This is a genomic window from Bradyrhizobium betae (assembly GCF_008932115.1).
Classification (GTDB): domain Bacteria; phylum Pseudomonadota; class Alphaproteobacteria; order Rhizobiales; family Xanthobacteraceae; genus Bradyrhizobium; species Bradyrhizobium betae.
In genome coordinates, this window is sequence record NZ_CP044543.1 from 2,905,230 (window position 1) to 2,924,592 (window position 19,363).

Sequence of the window (19,363 nt, forward strand, 5' to 3'; positions counted from 1 at the left end):
TGAGGTACGCCATGCCCTCTCCCCCCTCCGTCAGCGATCCCGCCTATGTCCGCGCACGGGCGATGGTGACGCTGTTCGAGCGGCTGGAGCATTTGTGCGAGGGCGCGATTGCGATCGATCGCGGCGGGCGGGTGATCTACGTCAACGAGAAATATCTGGCGTCGCTCGGCCTGAAACAGACGGCGGAGGCGATCGGGCGGCCGATCGAGGAGATCATCCCGAACAGCCTGATGCGGAACGTGGCCGAAAGCGGCGAGCCGATCCTGCTCGACATCATGGAGCTCGGCGGCGAGCAGCTCGTGGTCACCCGCATGCCGATCGAGGACGAGGAGCGCAACGTCATCGGCGCGATCGGCTTCGTGCTCTATGACCACATCGAAGGCCTGAAGCCGCTGCTCGCGCGCGTCACCCGGCTCGAGAGCGACCTGCGGCTGGCACGGCGGCAATTGTCGCACGCCCGCGCGGCGCGCTTCACCCTGGCCGATTTCGTCGGCACGACACCGGCGATCGCACAGGCAAAGGAATTTGCCAAACGCGCGGCGCGGCAGAGCGTGACCGTGCTGCTCACCGGCGAGACCGGCACCGGCAAGGAGCTGCTGGCCCAGGCGATCCACAATGCATCCTCGCGCGCGGAAAAACCGTTCGTCAGCGTCAATGTCGCGGCGATCCCGGAGACGCTGATCGAATCCGAATTCTTCGGCACCGCGCCGGGCGCCTATACCGGCGCCGACCGCAGGGGACGCGAAGGCAAATTCCGCCTCGCCGACGGCGGCACGCTGTTCCTCGACGAGATCGGCGAGATGCCGCTGCAGCTGCAGGCCAAGCTGCTGCGCGTGTTGCAGGAGCGCGAGATCGAGCCGCTCGGCTCGGACAAGATCACCAAGGTCGATTTGCGCGTCATCGCCGCAACCAATGTGGACCTGCGCAAGCGCGTCAGCGACGGCGCCTTCCGCGCCGATCTCTATTACCGCCTCAACGTGCTCTCGATCGACCTTCCGCCCTTGCGAAAATGCATCGACGATCTGCCTGACATCTGCGCGCGGCTAATCGAGGACATCAGCGCCTCCGGCGATTTCGTCAATGCGAGGATCACGCCGAGCGGGCTTGTGGCGCTCGCGCGCTACGATTGGCCCGGCAATGTCCGCGAGCTCCGCAACATCCTGGAGCGCGCGCTGATCCTGAGCGATTCCGGACGCCTGACCGGCGACGATTTCGTTCACATCCTGCCGGTCAGCGCAAACATCGACGTAGCGCCGGTGCCGCGGATGACCGGCTCGGTCCTGCCCTATGCCGAAGCCGAGGCCGAGTTCGAGAAGCAGACGCTCGAACATGCGCTGGCTGCCAGCAACGGCCAGATCACGGAAGCCGCGCGCATGCTGCGGATCTCGCGCGCGACCTTCTACAAGAAACTCGCCAAGTTCGGGCTGGCGTCCGGATCGCCGCCTGTCTGAGTTTCGAGACAATCCGTGTCTGGAGTCTCGGATTCCCGACACCATGATGCCGGCCTTGCCTTTGGCATCGTCAGCGCTTCTGCCGCATTTTCAGCCATTCCAATGCAAAGCTCCGCATCTGGCGCAGGGCTTGCTGTGGGCAGCCAGAGGAAACGCATGGGCTGATGCACGACGTGTCAGCGCGCAGGCATCGCGAACGTCGCGACGCCCACACGTCAACAGATTGTCACATGCGCCTCATGCAGGCTCTGCCGGAAGGTGGAATTGCAATGTATGCACACTTGTGCAAATCGCTGTGATCAAGGCAGTTCATTCAAGGAGGAACCCATCGTGCGTCGATCGCTCATTCTCACAGCAGCCATGCTCGGCCTGGCCGCGACCACCTCCGCCCGAGCCGACGACCTCAAGGTCGCGCTGATCTACGGCAAGACCGGCCCGCTAGAGGCTTACGCCAAGCAGACCGAGACCGGCCTGCAGATGGGCTTTGAATACGCCACCAAGGGTACGATGACGCTCGACGGCCGCAAGATCGTCGTCATCACCAAGGACGACCAGGGCAAGCCGGATCTCTCCAAGGCCGCGCTCGCCGAAGCCTATCAGGACGACAAGGCGGACATCGCGATCGGCACGACCTCGTCGGCCGCAGCGCTCGCCATTCTCCCCGTCGCCGAGGAGAACAAGAAGATCCTGATCGTCGAGCCCGCCGTCGCGGACCAGATTACCGGCGAGAAGTGGAATCGCTACATCTTCCGCACCGCGCGCAATTCGTCGCAGGATGCGATCTCGAACGCGGTCGCGATCGGCAAGCAGGGCGTCACCGTGGCGACGCTGGCGCAGGACTACGCCTTCGGCCGCGACGGCGTCGGCGCCTTCAAGGAGGCGCTCGCCAAGACCGGCGCCACGCTCGCCGCAGAAGAATATGCTCCGACCTCGACCACCGATTTCACCGCAGTCGGCCAGCGCCTGTTCGATGCGCTGAAGGACAAGCCCGGCCGCAAGGTGATCTGGGTGATCTGGGCCGGCGCCGGCAATCCGCTGGCCAAGCTCCAGGACATGGACCCGAAGCGCTACGGCATCGAGCTCTCCACCGGCGGCAACATCCTGCCGGCGCTCGCGGCCTATAAGGGTCTGCCGGGCATGGAAGGCGCGACCTATTACTACTACGACATCCCGAAGAACCCGGTGAACGACTGGTTCGTCGCCGAGCACCAGAAGCGCTTCAACGCGCCGCCGGACTTCTTCACCGCCGGCGGTTTCGCCGCCGCGATGTCCGTCGTCGCCGCCGTCACCAAGGCGAAGTCGACCGACACCGAGAAGCTGATCACGGCAATGGAAGGCCTGGAGTTCGACACGCCGAAGGGCAAGATGGTGTTCCGCAAGGAGGATCATCAGGCGCTGCAGAGCATGTATCACTTCAAGGTCAAGGTCGATCCGAACGTCGCCTGGGCCGTGCTCGAGCCGGTGCGCGAGCTGAAGATCGAGGACATGGACGTTCCCGTCCGCAACAAGCGCTGATCTTTCTTCACCTCTCCCATAGGGAGAGGTCGGCGCGAAGCGCCGGGTGAGGGTGACCGCCCTCTCGTGGGACCTGAGCCCCCTCACCCGATTTGCTACGCAAATCGACCTCTCCCCTCCGGTGAGAGGTGTAACGTCCAGCCAAGACACCTTACGAACATGACGCTGACCCTCGAAACCCGCGACCTCACCATCCGCTTCGGCGGTCATGTCGCGGTCAACAACGTCACCTGTACGTTTCGCCCGGGCGAGCTCACCGCCATCGTCGGGCCGAACGGCGCCGGCAAGACCACTTATTTCAACCTGATCTCGGGCCAGCTCCGCGCGAGCAGCGGCAGCATCCTGTTCGACGGCACCGACATCACCCAGCAGTCCGCGCCGATGCGCACCCGCGCCGGCCTTGGCCGCGCGTTCCAGCTGACAAACCTGTTTCCGAACCTCTCCGTGGAAGAGAACGTTCGCCTCGCGGTGCAGGCCGCCGATGGCACCCATTACGACATGCTGCGGCCCTGGATGGTCCGCCGCGATTTGATCGCCCGCGCCGACGCCATCCTCGACCAGGTCATGCTCGGCGGCCGCCGCAGCGTCGCCGCGACCGCGCTGTCGCATGGCGACCAGCGCAAGCTCGAGGTCGCGCTGATGATCGCCCTGGAGCCGAAAGTGTTCATGTTCGACGAGCCGACCGCGGGCATGAGCATCGACGAAGTGCCGGTCGTGCTGAACCTGATCGCGCAGCTCAAGCAGGACAAGAGCAAGATCATTCTCCTCGTCGAGCACAAGATGGACGTAGTGCGCTCGCTCGCCGACCGCATCATCGTGCTGCATAACGGGCAGCTCGTCGCCGACGGCCCGCCGGCCGAGGTGATCGCCTCGCCGATCGTGCAGGAAGCCTATCTCGGCGTCGCCCCCAAGAACGCTGCGGAGAGCGCAGCATGACCGATCTGCTCAAACTCTCCGGCGTGCACACCCATATCGGCCGCTATCATATCCTCCAGGGCATCGACCTCACGGTGCCGCAGGGGCAGACCACGATGCTGCTCGGCCGCAACGGCGCCGGCAAGACCACGACATTGCGCACCATCATGGGCCTCTGGCAGGCCTCCAGCGGCGAGATCAGTCTCGCCGGCCAGCGCATCGAAAGCCGCGCGACGCCCGACATCGCACGGCTCGGCGTCGGTTACGTGCCGGAGAGCATGGCGGTGTTCTCCGATCTCACGGTGAAAGAGAATCTCGTTCTCGCCGCCCGCGACGGGCCGATGGACGACAAGCAGCTGGAATGGATTTTCGGCTTCTTCCCAGCGCTGCGCCGGTTCTGGCTGTCGCGCGCGGGAAGCCTCTCGGGCGGGCAAAAACAAATGTTGTCCATCGCGCGCGCCATCATCGAGCCGCGCAAGCTGCTCCTGATCGACGAGCCGACCAAGGGATTGGCGCCTGCGATCATCGTGGCGCTGATCGAGTGCCTGAAGGAGATCAAGCGCAAGGGCGCGACGATCCTGCTGGTCGAACAGAATTTCTTTGCCGCGCGCGAACTCGGCGACAACGTGCTGGTGATGGACAACGGCACCATCGTCCATCGCGGCGAGATGGCGGCGCTGGCCGCCGACGTGCCGCTGCAGGAGCGGCTGCTCGGCCTGAGCCTGGAGACGCATCAGTGACTGAACTTGCCGCAACCGATCCGCTGCCGAAGCCGAAGCGCGATCTCGCCCCGGTCCTTCTGCCGATCGCGCTCGCCCTTGTCATGATCCCGCTGATCGGCTCGCCCAGCACATGGCTGACGCTGACCGCGGCGAGCCTCGCGATGGGCATGATGATCTTCATCATGGCCTCCGGCCTGACGCTGGTGTTTGGCCTGATGGACGTGCTCAATTTCGGCCACGGCGCCTTCATCGCCGTCGGCGCCTATGTCGCGACGCTGGTGCTGGCGCCGTTCGCGGCCTCCATCCAGGCCGACTCGCTCTGGATCAACCTCGCGATGCTGGCGCCCGCGGCGCTGCTGTCGATGGCGGTGGCCGGCGCGCTCGGCCTGGTCGTGGAGCGCGTGCTGATCCTGCCGGTCTACGGCCAGCATCTGAAGCAGATCCTGATGACGACGGGCGGGCTCATTGTCGCGGAACAGACGCTCTATGCGCTGTGGGGACCGCAGATCATCCCGATGCCGCTGCCCACCTCGCTGCGCGGCTCGTTCATCCTCGGCGACGTCGCGATCGCCAAATATCGCGTGCTGGCGACACTGATCGGTCTCGCCGTCTTCATCGCGATCCAGCTCGTGCTCAACCGCACCAAGCTCGGCCTGCTGATCCGCGCCGGCGTCGAGAACCGCGAGATGGTCGAGGCGCTCGGCTACCGCATCCGCCGGCTGTTCCTCGGCGTCTTCATGACGGGATCTGCGCTCGCCGGTCTCGGCGGGGTGATGTGGGCGCTCTATCGCGAGCAGGTCCATGCCTCCATGAGCGACGAGCTCACCGTCCTGATTTTCGTCGTCGTCATCATCGGCGGCCTCGGGTCGATCGGCGGCTGCTTCATCGGCGCCATTCTGGTCGCGATGGTCGCCAATTACGGCGGCTTCCTGGTGCCGAAGCTCGCCCTCGTCTCCAACATCCTGCTGATGGTCGCCATTCTGATGTGGCGGCCGCGCGGCCTCTATGCGGTGACCAGCCGATGATGATCCTGTCAGGCGATCCGCCGAAGAGCCGCGTGCTCACGCTCGTTCTCGTTCTCATCATCCTGGCGCTGGCGGCGACGCCGTTCCTGTTCCCGGGCGCTAAAGCGCTGAACGTCGCAGCCAAGATCTGCGTCTTCGCCGCGTTGGTCGCGTCCTACGATTTGTTGCTCGGCTATACAGGTTCGGTGTCGTTCGCCCACACCATGTTCTACGGCATCGGCAGCTACGCCATCGCGATCGCGCTATACGGGATGGGTCCGAACTGGGCCGCGGTCGCCACCGGCATCGTCGTCGGCCTGCCGCTGGCGGCGCTGCTGGCGCTTGCGATCGGCCTGTTCTCGCTGCGCGTCGCCGCGATCTTCTTTGCCATGATCACGCTCGCGGTCGCCTCCGCCTTCCAGGTGCTGGCCTCGCAATTGTCGTGGCTGACCGGCGGCGAGGACGGGCGCAGCTTTCAGCTGCCGGAGCTGCTCCGCCCCGGCACTGTGCTGATCTCCAAGAGCCTGTTCGGCTTCGAGATCAACGGCCGCATCCTGACCTTCTACCTGGTGTTCGCGATCTCGGCCCTGATGATCCTCGGCCTGCTCCGCGTGGTGAACTCGCCGTTCGGGCGCGTGCTGCAGGCGATCCGCGAGAATCGCTTTCGCGCCGAGGCGCTCGGCTTCCGCACCGTGTTCCATCTGACCTACGCCAACTGCCTGGCCGCACTGGTCGCCGCCGGCGCCGGCATCCTGAATGCGCTGTGGCTGCGCTATGCCGGCCCCGACACCTCGCTCAGCTTCTCGATCATGCTCGACATCCTGCTGATGGTCGTGATCGGGGGCATGGGCACGATCTACGGCGCCATCATCGGCGCCACGATCTTCATCCTCGCGCAGAACTATCTGCAGTCGCTGATGGGCGTCGCGTCCAAGGCGGCGTCTGAGGCCGGGCTGCCGCTGCTGCCAGGGCTGCTCCACCCCGACCGCTGGCTGCTGTGGCTCGGACTGCTGTTCATCGCCAGCGTCTACTTCTTCCCCACCGGCGTGGTCGGGCGGCTGCGCCATGGCGGCGGCGACAAGGGCGCGGGCGCCTCGCATTAAGCGGCGATTCATGATGCAGCGCAGCGGTTGTTACTCGTGTCGCACAACCGCGAGGTGATTCCCGCCTCGCTGCATGCGAGCCTGGCCGCACAACCGAATTAATCCTTAGGTAACTGGCTTTGCTAAGGTTTGGGCCATTTGTGCGGTGTATTCGTGTTCCCTCAGGGAGGGGGAATGCGTCAGGTCTCTGCAAGGATCGCAGCCGGAATGTCTCTAGCCGCAAAGAGCGGCTGGGAGGCAGCGACGCGGCGCGGCCCGGTGCTCTGGCTCACCCTGTGCGGCATGTTGCTGGTCGCGGGCATCTTCGCGGTGACCGCCATGGCCATCGGCGATTTTCGCGAGCGCACGCTGACCAACCGCGAGCGCGAGCTGGCAAACACCGTGCAGCTGATCGCGCGGCATTTCGATCAGCAGTTTGAGGATTCCGACGTCGTCGCCGCCGACCTGATCGGGCAGATGAACCTGACGGAGATAACCTCGCCCGCGATGTTCCGCGAACGAATGTCCGGACCTGCCGCCAACCAGATGCTGCGCGGCAAGATCAGCGCGGTCTCCTACCTCGGCGACATCGTGATCTACGACGCGGACGGCGACATCATCAACTGGTCGCGCGCCCAGCCGCTGCCCGCGATCAACGTCTCGTCGCGCACCTATTTCCAGACCTTCAAGTCAAATCCGGGGTCGGAGCCGGTGCTGCTGGAATCCGTGCAGAGCTTTCTCATCGGAAAATGGACGACCATCGTCGCGCGCCGGCTCAACATGCCGGACGGCACGTTCATCGGCGTCCTGGTGCGCCGGATCGATCCCGAGAGCTATCAACGCTATTTCGCCTCCGTCGCATTGGCCGAGGGCGCCGCCATCTCGCTGTTCGATCGTGAAGGCAAGATGCTGGCGCGTTACCCGCATGTCGAGGAGCTGATCGGGAGGAATTTCAAGGACGCGCCGCTGATGCGCAAGATGCTGGCCGAAGGCGGCCGGCATACGCTGCGCGTCAAGGGCCCGATCGACGGCGAGGACCGCCTCGGCTCGGCGGCGTCGCTGTCGCATTTCCCGCTGGTCATCGTTGCGACCAACACCGCGAGCGCCGCGCTTGCCGACTGGCGCCACCAGACCGGCTTCATGGTCACCACGGCGACGGGTCTGGCCGCGGTGATCGCGCTGATCCTCTTCCTCATCATTCGCCAGATCAGCCGGCAGAACCGGGAGGCCCATGAGCGGATCGAGGCGGAGCGGCAGCGCCTGGACACCGCCCTGAACAACATGTCGCAGGGTCTGATCCTGTACGACGCCGCCGGCTATATCGTCACCTGCAACCGCCGCTACGCCGACATGTTCGGCCTGTCCACGGACGTCATCAAGCCCGGCTGCCACATTCACGAGGCGATGTATCACCGCAAGGAGCGCGGAGCATTCCGTGGCGACGTCGAGGCGTTCTGCGCCGATGTGATGCGGGTGGTCGCCGAAGGCAAGGTCTCGACCAGGATCCATGAGCTGCCCAACGGACGCGCCTTCCAGGTCATCAACACGCCGCTGGCGCAAGGCGGCTGGGTCGCCACGATCGAGGACATCACCGAGCGCCGCAATCTCGAGCAGGAGCGCGACCGCACCCAGACTTTCCTCCGCGAGATCATCGACCACATCCCGTCGCAGATCACGGTGAAGGACGCGCGCACCCGGCAGTATCTGCTGATCAACGGGGTCGCCGAGCAGCAGTTCGGCCAGTCGCGCGAGCACGTCGTCGGCAGGACCGCCTTTGACATCTTCCCCAAGCCGTCCGCGGTGCTCGTGACCGAAGACGACGACACGGCGCTACAATCGCCCAAGGGATTGTTCAAGGACGAGCACCCCTGGCAGACCCAGGCCATGGGACTGCGCTACATCACCTCGACCCGGATCGGCATCCGCGACAATGCCGGCGAGCCGCGCTACCTCATCCACGTCGTCGACGACGTCACCGAGCGGCGGCGCGCCCATGAGAAGATCGCGCATATGGCGCATTACGATGCGCTGACCGACCTGCCGAACCGCACACTGTTCCGCGAACAGATCGAAGGCGAGCTCGCCAAGGTCGCCGGCGGAGGTCAGTTCGCGCTGCTCTACATCGACGTCGACGAATTCAAGGGCATCAACGATTCGCTCGGCCATCATGTCGGCGACGATCTGCTGAAGGCGATCGCGACCCGGCTGCGCGGCTGCCTCAAGAAGAGCGATCTGATCGCGCGGCTCGGCGGCGACGAATTCGCGGTGATCCAGACCGGAATCCAGTCCTCTGCGGACGTGCTGTCGTTCGTGACGCGGATCTACGAGGCGATCCGCCAGCCCTATCATTGCCTCGGCCACCAGCTCTCCACCGATGCCAGCATCGGCATCGCGCTGGCGCCGCAGGACGGCACCGACCTCGACCAGCTCATCAAGAACGCCGACCTCGCCATGTACGGCGCCAAGGGTTCGGGCCGCCGCACCCATCGCTTCTTCGAGCCGGCGATGGACGCGAGCGCCAAGGCGCGCCTGACCATGGAGCAGGACCTGCGCCAGGCCCTGGTGAATGGCGGCTTCGAGATTCACTATCAGCCGCTGGTCGATTTGCGCACCAACGAGGTCTCGGGCTGCGAGGCGCTGCTGCGCTGGCGTCATCCCGAACGCGGCTGGGTCTCGCCGGCCGAGTTCATTCCGATCGCCGAGGACACCGGCCTGATCAACGAGCTCGGCGACTGGGTGCTGCGGATGGCCTGCAACGAGGCTGCGACCTGGCCGGCGCATGTGCGGATCGCGGTCAACGTCTCGCCGGTGCAGCTCAAATGCGACACGCTGGCGCTGCGGATCGCCGGCGCCCTCGCCGCCTCCGGGCTCGACCCGCGCCGGCTCGAGCTCGAGATCACCGAGGCCGTGCTGATCCGCGACGACGAGGCCGCGCTCTCGATCCTGCACCAGCTCCGCTCGATCGGCGTGCGCATCGCGCTCGACGATTTCGGCACCGGCTATTCCTCGCTGAGCTACCTCAAGCGCTTCCCGTTCGACAAGATCAAGATCGACCGCTGCTTCGTCGCCGACATCGCGGATGAAAGCGGCGCGCCCGTGATCGTGCAGGCCGTGGTGAACATCGCCGCCGCCAGCAACATGACCACGGTGGCCGAAGGCGTCGAGACCGAGGCGCAGCGCGAGATGCTGCGCTCGCTCGGTTGCACCGAGATGCAGGGCTATCTGTTCAGCAAGCCGAAGCCGGCGGCCGAGGTGCGCAAGCTGTTCAGCCCGGGCGATGCCCGGCCCATCGCGGCGGTGGCCTGAGATGGCGAAGCCGGGCAAGGGCGCGAGCAAGACTCCAGCCAGACCGGTCGACGTCGCCGATTCCTATGCCGTGCGGCTGATGCAGCATCTGGTGGTGCCGACCTTCGTGATCGACCCCAGGCGCCGCGTCGTGATCTGGAACAGGGCCTGCGAGCGGCTGACCGGCGTTGCCGCCTCCGAGGTGATCGGCACCACGAAACACTGGCAGGCCTTCTACGAGACCAAGCGCCCGTGCCTCGCCGACCTCGTCGCGCTCGACCGCCCCGAACAATTGCCGGAGTTCTATTCGGAATATGCCGCGCGCGGCCATAACGGCCTCGGCTTCAGCGCGGAGAACTGGTGCGTAATGCCGAAGCTCGGCAGCCAGCTCTATCTCGCCATCGACGCCGGCCCGATCCACGACGAGGCCGGCCATCTGATCGCGGTGGTGGAGACGCTGCGCGACCTCACCGACCAGAAGCGCGCCGAAAGCGCGCTGAAGGAGCTCGCCACCAAGGACGGCCTGACCGGTCTGTCGAACCGCCGCTCCTTCGACCAGATGCTGCAGGCGGAATGGGCCCGCGCCCAGCGGACGCAGAAGCCGATGGCGCTGCTGTTCGTCGACGTCGATCATTTCAAGCAGTTCAACGACCGCCACGGCCACCAGAGCGGCGACGAATGCCTGCGCGCGGTCGCCGCCGTCGTCAGCCGCCATGCCGTGCGCCCACTCGACCTCGCCAGCCGCTACGGCGGCGAGGAATTCGCGCTGATCCTGCCGGACATGGATTGCGATGCCGCCTGCGCCATCGCCGACGAGATCCGCCGCGCCGTGATGGCCCTGGCGATCGCCCATGGCGCCGAGGGCGCCGGCGACCACGTCACCCTCAGCGTCGGTGTCGCCAGCCGGCTTCCCAGCGAAGCCGACGCCAGCCCCGACCGGCTGCTGGGCTTGGCCGACGAGGCGCTCTATGCGGCCAAACGGCTCGGCCGCAACCGCGTCATCTGCGCCGAGCGGCTGCTCGCCGAGTTTGCCGGCCTCGCCCGGGACGGCGAGCCGGTTCCTGGCCACTTGGGGCGCAAATCAGCCTGATCGATGCGGCGGGAAGCGGTTGCCCGCCCCCCGCCAATCGGCTAAATGAGGCCCATTGCACCCGTAGCTCAGCTGGATAGAGCGTTGCCCTCCGAAGGCAAATGCAAGCTCTTTCTGATGGTCGAGGGTGTCGTAAAAAACGAGTGAAACCAAGCGATTGGCGAAACTCGAAGGAAGCACGAAAATCGCATTCGAGGTCGCGGAAGCACCACGGAAGCAAACCGAAAGGAGGTTGTGGAGTACGAATGGCGATGATCGGCGAGGCTTTAGCCCGCGTCGTTTGAGCCATGTCGATTCTAGAATTCGCGATTGACCGTGGTCGATCTCGGACACTATCTGAATATCGATGCGCCCGTAGCTCAGCTGGATAGAGCGCCACCCTCCGAAGGTGGAGGCCACACGTTCGAATCGTGTCGGGCGCGCCAACTTAATATTAGGTTGATATCTTGCATATTTGCGGAGCGCCGTTGCAGAGCAATTCGCCGTATTGACCTCCAGATATTTCAGAGGTCATTCAAGTTGGCAGCGCCGCAGAGCGCGATGTTCAATTCTTGCAGGACGATTTCTTCCGGATAGCGGCTCCTCGTTGCCCTCCCGTGACCGAGTCCGGATCCATCCCGTCCCGTCGATTGCCGCTGCTAGTACATCAAACACCGCTGATGTCTTCATGCTACCAGACTGAGGCTTAGTCCGGGAGTCTTGGATCTGTCCCTGTCGGATGGCACGCACGGCGCTCGCTTGGTAATCTCTATAGCACTCGACGGGTGTACTCTCGTTCGGGAAGCGACCAGATCGGATGTCTCAAACGTCGATTGTCAGGGAAAATTCAGACAGGATTGTTAGAGAACAAACTGGGAATAATATAATGCACGTACTTGAGGCTACTCTTTGCTCATTTGCATTACGCCGCTGTATACGAGAACACGAACTGCATCGATCCTAGCGCGAACCACCCGCTGGAAGCGTTGTGCTCTTACGTTATTGAGCACAACGATATTTATTGCGTACTTTGCAATTAACTCGTCGCCCACATCAGCTTTGAGCGACGAGGATTGGGACTCGTGCGTGCATGCGGCCGAAATCGTACCCGATCGCTCGATCCGGGGATGCACAGCGGTTATCCAGGCAGGCGAGCGGATGATCACCCAGTTGGCGGCGGCTTATAACAATCGCGGTGTCGCGCTGCGGTCGAGTGGAGATATCGACCGTGCCATGGAGGATTACGATCGAGCACTTCGTTTGTCCCCCGACTACTATGTCGCGCTCAACAACCGAGGCGTTGCTTTAATGAGCAAGGGAGAGCTTGATCGCGCGATTTCTGATTTCGATCGCGCCGTACAACTGAGGACTGACTACCTCGGTGCCTATTATAATCGCGGGAAGGCACTCGGGCGTAAAGGACTCTTTGATCGTGCCATCGCGGATTATGATCTGGTCATCAAGGCTGATCCGAAGAATCCGACCTTCTTGTTCGAACGCGGAACGATGAAAGCGAACGCTGGAGATCAGAGCGGCGCGGATGCTGATTTCGAGCGCGCCGAATCGCTCAGGTCGAATGGTGCGCGGACGACGCGGCCACGATGAAACTCGCCCAACCTAGACGCCGTTGAACTTGTCAGGCTGATGGGAGCCGCAACTCCGCGTGAAGGCCTCCATTTCTGCCATTGGATAGTTCGACAGAGCCGCCGTGCAGTGTGGCGAGATCGCGGACGATTGCGAGTCCGAGCCCGCTTCCCGGTTTGGCCTCGTCGAGCCGCTCGCCTGGGGCGAACGCGCGGTTTAGTGCATCAGCCGGGATGCCTGGCCCGTCATCAACGATCGTAATAAGGAGCTGCCCCGTCGGGGTATCGCGCGTAGCCTTGATCGAGACAACACCACGAGCCCACTTGCAGGCATTATCGACCAGGTTGGCGACCATCTCGTCAAGGTCGTTGGGATCGACGGCGGCAAGCAATTCCGTCTCGGCTGTATGGACGATCGTCAGCTCACGATGAGCATAGAGCCGCCGCATCGCCGCGGCTATTGATGCGAAGGCAGGTTCGACCTGCGTGATGACGCCAGGCAGGCCGGCGTTGGCTGCGGCACGGGCTCGGGCAAGCTGGAAATCAATCTGGCGCTGCATCCGCCCTGTTTGCTGAGTCAGGACCGCGGCGCCCTCGGTATCACCTCTCGCGAGCAGCCGGCGCGCTTCGTCCGTCAGCACGGCCAATGGTGTCTTCAGGCCATGCGCGAGATTGCCCGCCTGCGTGCGGGCGCGGCGAACCATCTGGGTATTGGCGTCGATCAGAGCGTTGAGATCATCGACCAGCGGCCGAACTTCGGACGGGAAGTCACCAGGCAGGGTTTCTGCTTTGCCCGCGCGAATGTCGCCCAGCGCGTCGCGCAGACGGCGCATGGGACGCAGACCAAACCAGGCCTGCAACGTGCCGGCCCCAATTAGGGCTATTGCCAGTGTGCCGAGTGACAGGGCCAGCGCCTGATTAAAATGTCTCAGTACATCATCGACGATCCGCTGGTCGGCGCCAATTTGAAGCACGTAACCGTTTTCAGCGGTCTGCCACGGTCGCTCATATGCGATCATCGGCTCACCAGCCGGGCCAGCTTCGACTGAGCGAGTAAGCTGCCGATCCGCCCCCCGCGCGGGTGGCGGAAAACGCCGTTGCGGTTCGAGGGAGGCTGATTGTAGGACGATGCCGTTGCGATCGCTCACCTGCCAGTAATAGCCAGTCCCGGGCTGCGCGAAGCGCGGATCACTGAGCCTTTGTGCCAGAGCGACATGTCCGTCGGCCGTGCGGGCCAACAGACCTTCGAGCTCGTCGAGATGACCGATCAGCTCGGCATTGACAAGCTCCGTGACGTGCGCCCGGAACAGCGCGGAAATCGAAACGCCAGCGACAGCGATACCTGTCACGGTCGTGAGAATAACGCCAACCAGCAGCCGGGCGCGCAGACTTCTGACCATCAGCCGAACCTGTAGCCCAGACCGCGCAGGGTCCTGATGGTATCGCGGCCGATTTTGCGTCGCAGCCGACCGACATAGACCTCGATCGTATTCGAGCTGCGTTCCTCATTCAGGCCGTAGAGATGGTCGAGCAACTCGGCTTGCGTCACGACGCGGCCGACGCGATGCAGGAAGAGGTGGAGCAGGCGAAATTCCTGTGCCGTCAATTCGATCGGCTGGCCCGCAACATTGGCGGTGCCGGCAACGGGGTCAAGCACGATATCTCCGTGGCGCAATTCGGAGGTGGCTTGGCCCGCGACGCGCCGCATCAGCGCGCGCAGGCGAGCTGCGACTTCGTCGACGTGAAACGGCTTCGCCACATAGTCATCAGCCCCTGCATTGAGACCTTCCACCTTCTCAGTCCAGCTGCTGCGCGCCGTCAGGATCAGGACCGGTGTGGCGGCCCCGGTACGTCGCAACCTCCGTAAGACCTCGATGCCTGACAGGCCGGGTAAACCGAGATCGAGAACGATCGCGTCGAATTCTTCTTGCAGCGCGAAGGAAAGGGCGTGCTCACCATCTTCCACATGCTCAACGACAAAGCCAAAGCTGGCCAACCCTTCCTTCAGGCGGGCGCCAATGTCCTGATCGTCTTCGACAAGAAGAATGCGAATGGTCATGTCTCCTGATTGCTGCAGTCCGATACTGGATCAACCTGCATTTACGCTGACAGCTTGTGTTCAGACTAGCGTGGCAATCAGGCGTCTAGAAGTCAGTGTTGAGACTCGTGCCAATGTTAAAATTGCTCCTGATAATCGTTCGCATATCAACAATTATCTTGGTGACCCCAGCCTTCGCTCAGCAGGCCGCCGTGCTGTCGATTGATGCACTTGCCAATTCCGTCGTGGCAAGTAACCCCGAACGACGCTTTTATTTCCAGCAGATCGGGCTTGCAGGTGTTGAGCGCGACGCGGCTGATCGCCTGCCGGACCCTGAAGCTGCATTCGAGTTAGGCGAACGCCGGATGGCCGACGGCCTGACAGGTGCACCGAAAGGCGCCGGGCCGACATATGGCTTGTCGATTATGCAGCCGCTCGACTTTGCCGGACGCGGGGCGCTCCGTCGCGCCATCGCCGAGCATCAGATCGCGCTGGCGCGGCTCGGTCTTGCGCAATTCGACGCAACGCTCGCAAGCCGGGCACGCTCTTTGGGATATGCCTTGTTCGCGGCCGAGCGGAAAGCCGCCGCGGCACGCGACGTTGCCGCGCGGATGCGCGAGCTTGCACGCGTTGTGGAGCAGCGGGATCCGGCGGGCATCGCCACCACGCTGGACACGGCCATTCTGGATGCGGGTGCCATCACGGCGGAGCGAAATGCCGCGATGGCTGATTCCGAGACCAGCACGATCGTCTACGAACTGAATCAACTTCGCGGCGCGCCGCTCAAAGCGCGGCTCCGCATTGCTCCGCCCGATATCACGCTGCCCGGCCTTCCGTCGGTCGAGCGCATGGCGCAACAAGCTGGCATCAACAATTTCGAGATTCAGTCGCTGCGCGCGCAATTGCAGCAGCAAGGGTTGCGCGTTGACCTCGCACAAGCAGCGCGTGTGCCGAACGTCTCAGTCGGTCCCTACTTCAATCGCGCGAAGTCAGACAGCCGCGAGACCAATTTCGGCATACGGCTGACGACGACGTTGCCGCTTTGGAATAGCCAGGCTGCTGGCCTCGCACAGGAGTTGAGCCGTCAATCCCAGGGCGATGCGGCCCTGCTCGCCGCCAACCGACGGATCGCGAGGCAGGTTTACGAACAGGCAGCCTACTACGAGGCGAAGCGTCGAGCCCTTGCGGGCTGGCCAGCCGGGGCCACCGAGAAATTTGCGGCCGCAGCTACCGCCGCCGCCGATAGTTATCGCCAGGGAGCGATCCCGATCGCAACTTACGTCGAGATGCAGCGCCAGTATCTGGACGCGCTGTCGGCTCTGCTCGACACGCGACGTGAGGCTATGGAAGCGATGCTTCAACTTCGGGCGCTCAATGGCGGCCGCAGCTTCGACGGCGTGTCCCGATGACGCGGCGGATTCTGGAATGGACAACCGGTCGACCAGCCACGGTGATGATCATCGCTTTGCTGATCGCTGGTCTTGGAATCTGGTCTTTCGTGAATCTGCAAATCGATGTCATTCCCGACATCACAGGCGTGCAGGTGCAGATCAACACGACTGTTCCTGCCCTGGCGCCAGAGGAAATCGAGCGTCTTGTGACGCTGCCCATCGAGCGCAGCATGGGTGGTCAGCCGGGCCTGCGGGAAATGCGATCGCTCACCAAGACCGGACTGTCACAGGTCACGCTCATCTATCAGGACGGCACGGACCAGCTTCGCGCACGCCAATTCGTCAACGAGCGGCTTTCCGCAGTGCGCGACATGCTGCCAGCCGGATCATCGCCGCGCCTCGCTCCGATCACCACCGGGCTTGGCGAAATCTGGTACTACACACTCGAATGGGCGCAACCGCCGTCCGATTTGGACGAGCGGCAACAACTGATGGAGTTGTTCGAGGCTCAGGAATATATCGTGCGCCCGATGCTGCGCGCGATCGAGGGGGTCGCCGACGTCAATTCCAACGGCGGCCTCGAACGTCAGTTTGTCATCGAGCCTGATCTGAAGAAGCTCACGACAGCGGGCATCACGCCGAGCGAGCTTGCCCAGGCTGTTGGCGCCAACGTCGCCAATGCCGGCGGCGGGACCATCACCAAGAACGGCCAACGCTTCACCGTCCGAACCGAAGCGCGTGTCACGACGGCGGAGATGATCCGCGCATTACCCGTGAAATTCGCAGGTGGCGTGCGGCCGCTGACTGTAGCGGATCTGGCGACCGTGACCATCGGCCATGCTCCACGCGATGGCGCCGCGACCACCAACGGCAAGGAAACCGTGCTCGGCACAGTGATGATGCTGGTCGGGCAGAACAGCCGGGACGTTGCCCGGCGCGTCGATGCGCAATTGCCGAACCTGCGCGCCGCGCTGCCCAAAGGCATGATCCTTCAGGTTCAGTACGATCGTTCAGAATTGGTGGATCGCACCATCGCGACGGTCGAGCGCAACCTTGGCGAGGGAGCGTTGCTGGTCGCCGTCGTATTGCTGATCGTGGTCGGCAACTGGCGCGCGGCATTTATCGTCGCGTCGGTCATCCCGCTGGCCTTTCTCATGATGATCTCGGGCATGCATGCGCTCGGTATATCGGGCAATCTGATGAGCCTCGGCGCGCTCGACTTCGGCCTGGTCGTAGATGGCGCGATCGTCGTCGTGGAAAACACATTGCGTCTGATGGGCGAGGCACAGCGCCTCAAGGGGCGCGAGCTGACGGCCGATGAACGCCGTCGCATCGTCATCAACGCTGCGGGGGGCGTGGCGCGGCCCGTGTTCTTCGGCATGGCCATCATCGCGCTGGTTTATGTGCCGGTACTCAGCCTGGGCGGCGTCGAGGGGAAGCTGTTTCAGCCGATGGCGCAAGCCGTGATGCTGGCGCTGGCAGCGGCGCTGATCGTTACCTTTACGCTAGTGCCGGCGCTGTGCGCCCGGCTGCTACGAGGCGAAAAGGTGCGTCAGCCGAGCGTCAGTGAAAAGGAAGATTCTCTCCCGGAGATAACCGCCGACAACCACATCACGCATAACGGTGGCTTCGCCGGCCTCGTGATCCGGGGCTACCGTCCCGTCCTGGACTTCGCCCTCCGTCATCCCGCTGCCCTTCTCGTTCCATCGGCAGTCCTGTTGGCCGTGGCATTGAGGATATTCCTGACCCTTGGCTCGCAGTTTACGCCACGCCTCGATGAGGGCTCCATCACGGCGATGGTCTACAAGCCCGTGGGGATGTCGCTCGACCGTAGCCTTGAGATCGAGCAGCAAACCGAGCGTGAAATTTTGCGTCGCTTTCCGCAAGTGACCCGAACCTTCTCCCGCATCGGCACCAGCGCGGTTGCGACCGACCCGATGCCGCCGAATGAGAACGACCTCTACATCTTCTACAAGCCGCTCGACCAATGGCCGCAAGGTCCGGACATGCCGCGCAACAAGAGCGAGCTGGTTGCGGCGATCGAAAAGGCTGCCACTGCGCTGGCGCCGGAGCAGTCATTCCTTTTCGCGCAGCCTATCGAGATGCGCTTCAACGAAATGTTGGAGGGCACGCGGGCGGATCTGTCGGTCAAGATATTCGGAGACGACTACGACGTGCTTGAGCGGCTCGCCGCGCAGGCGCGAGAGGAATTGCAAGGCGTGCCCGGCACCGCCAATGCCGCATTCGAAGCGGCCAGCCGCACCCACAGTGTGGTGGTCGAGATCAATCACGACGCGATGGTGCGGTTGGGGCTGGGAACCGCCGAGGTCAACCGTGCCATTGCGTCAGCGATCGGTGGGGACGAGGTCGGCTTCATCGCGGACGGAGAGCATCGACACGCGATCGTCGTTCGTATGCCCGAGTCCTTACGCGCGGACACAAAATCGATCCTCTCCCTTCCATTGCGCGTCGGCGCGTCCGGCCTTGTGCCGCTGGACCGCGTTGCAAGTCTGCGCGAGATGAGAACGGTCGAACCGATCCTGCACGACAATGGTAAGCGCCGCGCCGCCTTGATGGTCAATCTCAACACCAGCGACATCGAAGGTTATGTGACCGCAGCGCGTGCACGCCTCGACGGCAAGCTTGCGCTGCCTGAATCCTATCGCATCGAGTTCGGAGGCCAGTTCCGTCAGCTAGAAGCGGCCCGAGCCCGTCTGATGATCGTCGTGCCGGCGGCGCTGCTGATGATCTTCTTGCTCGTTTATTCGGCGTTGGGGAGCGTCCGTCATGCCGCCGTCGTCTATACCGGTATTCCGTTTGCGATCACCGGTGGCGTGCTGGCACTCTGGCTACGTGACATGCCATTCTCGATCACCGCCGCGATCGGCTTTATCGCGGTCTCCGGCATCGCGATGCTGAATGGTCTCGTTCTGATCGATCATATCAATGCGTTGCGGCGGAAGCTGCCTGTTATCGAGGCAGTCCGGCAAGCCGCCACGGATCGGCTCCGTCCGGTATTGTCGACCGCCATGGTCGCGGGAATCGGCTTCGTACCGATGGCGATTTCACAGGGCGCGGGAGCGGAGGTGCAACGACCGCTCGCCACTGTCGTCATCGGCGGCGTCCTGTCGTCCACCGTTCTGACGCTGCTGCTGTTGCCGGCGATCTACCGATGGATGGAGCGCCGCTCCGCAGCCGTCGTCGAACGAGAGAAACAGCCGTTGGAAGTGGAGGTTTCAGCATGAAAAGATCGAATCGGCTCCGTGACGTGGCAATCTTAGCCGCTATGACGTCACTTTTCTTTGTCT

General features: G+C 63.6%; 13 protein-coding genes and 1 tRNA gene. 12 read left to right on the top strand and 2 right to left on the bottom strand.

The window, feature by feature from the left end; all coding sequences use genetic code 11:
* The first annotated feature begins 11 nt into the window (after window positions 1-11).
* The 10 genes from F8237_RS13890 to F8237_RS13935 all read left to right on the top strand — a co-directional run bounded on the left by F8237_RS13890 (window position 12) and on the right by F8237_RS13935 (window position 12,648).
* A complete protein-coding gene (locus F8237_RS13890; RefSeq protein ID WP_151645495.1) occupies window positions 12-1,451 on the top strand; it encodes a sigma-54 interaction domain-containing protein in 1,440 nt (479 codons plus the stop codon).
* A 330-nt stretch (window positions 1,452-1,781) separates the two neighbouring features.
* On the top strand, window positions 1,782-2,966 hold the full coding sequence (locus tag F8237_RS13895) for a substrate-binding domain-containing protein (RefSeq protein ID WP_151645496.1): 1,185 nt from the start codon (window positions 1,782-1,784) through the stop codon (window positions 2,964-2,966).
* 159 nt (window positions 2,967-3,125) lie between these two features.
* Window positions 3,126-3,902: an ABC transporter ATP-binding protein gene (locus F8237_RS13900; protein ID WP_151645498.1), complete on the top strand. Its 777-nt coding sequence runs from the start codon at window positions 3,126-3,128 to the stop codon at window positions 3,900-3,902.
* Window positions 3,899-4,621 (top strand): ABC transporter ATP-binding protein, encoded by a 723-nt coding sequence (locus F8237_RS13905; RefSeq protein WP_015689349.1) that lies wholly within the window; start codon window positions 3,899-3,901, stop codon window positions 4,619-4,621. The genes F8237_RS13900 and F8237_RS13905 overlap by 4 nt, the downstream gene beginning before the upstream one ends.
* On the top strand, window positions 4,618-5,628 hold the full coding sequence (locus F8237_RS13910) for a branched-chain amino acid ABC transporter permease (protein WP_151645500.1): 1,011 nt from the start codon (window positions 4,618-4,620) through the stop codon (window positions 5,626-5,628). Before F8237_RS13905 ends, F8237_RS13910 begins: the two co-directional genes overlap by 4 nt.
* Window positions 5,625-6,710 carry a branched-chain amino acid ABC transporter permease gene (locus F8237_RS13915; RefSeq protein ID WP_201280195.1) on the top strand — a complete coding sequence of 362 codons (1,086 nt, stop codon included), beginning with the start codon at window positions 5,625-5,627 and terminating at the stop codon, window positions 6,708-6,710. The genes F8237_RS13910 and F8237_RS13915 overlap by 4 nt, the downstream gene beginning before the upstream one ends.
* Window positions 6,711-6,917: 207 nt before the next feature.
* Entirely contained in the window at window positions 6,918-9,995 is a 3,078-nt protein-coding gene (locus F8237_RS13920; RefSeq protein WP_374761619.1) for a bifunctional diguanylate cyclase/phosphodiesterase, read from the top strand.
* 1 nt (window position 9,996) lies between these two features.
* Window positions 9,997-11,064 (top strand): sensor domain-containing diguanylate cyclase, encoded by a 1,068-nt coding sequence (locus F8237_RS13925; RefSeq protein ID WP_151645506.1) that lies wholly within the window; start codon window positions 9,997-9,999, stop codon window positions 11,062-11,064.
* Between the two features lie 348 nt (window positions 11,065-11,412).
* Window positions 11,413-11,489 (top strand) — tRNA-Arg (locus F8237_RS13930).
* Window positions 11,490-12,129: 640 nt separating this feature from the next.
* Complete coding sequence (locus F8237_RS13935) at window positions 12,130-12,648, top strand: tetratricopeptide repeat protein (protein WP_223806705.1); 519 nt, start codon at window positions 12,130-12,132, stop codon at window positions 12,646-12,648.
* Between the two features lie 31 nt (window positions 12,649-12,679).
* On the opposite strand, the gene F8237_RS13940 is transcribed toward F8237_RS13935, so the two are convergent.
* Window positions 12,680-14,026 (bottom strand): sensor histidine kinase, encoded by a 1,347-nt coding sequence (locus F8237_RS13940; protein WP_006022561.1) that lies wholly within the window; start codon window positions 14,024-14,026, stop codon window positions 12,680-12,682.
* Complete coding sequence (locus F8237_RS13945) at window positions 14,026-14,679, bottom strand: response regulator transcription factor (protein ID WP_024343199.1); 654 nt, start codon at window positions 14,677-14,679, stop codon at window positions 14,026-14,028. The genes F8237_RS13940 and F8237_RS13945 overlap by 1 nt, the downstream gene beginning before the upstream one ends.
* Window positions 14,680-14,798: 119 nt before the next feature.
* Between F8237_RS13945 and F8237_RS13950 the strand changes: the two genes are divergently transcribed.
* Together F8237_RS13950 and F8237_RS13955 are read left to right on the top strand one after the other, a co-directional pair.
* Complete coding sequence (locus tag F8237_RS13950) at window positions 14,799-16,073, top strand: TolC family protein (RefSeq protein ID WP_006022563.1); 1,275 nt, start codon at window positions 14,799-14,801, stop codon at window positions 16,071-16,073.
* Window positions 16,070-19,300 carry an efflux RND transporter permease subunit gene (locus F8237_RS13955; RefSeq protein ID WP_006022564.1) on the top strand — a complete coding sequence of 1,077 codons (3,231 nt, stop codon included), beginning with the start codon at window positions 16,070-16,072 and terminating at the stop codon, window positions 19,298-19,300. The genes F8237_RS13950 and F8237_RS13955 overlap by 4 nt, the downstream gene beginning before the upstream one ends.
* Window positions 19,301-19,363: the final 63 nt, after the last annotated feature.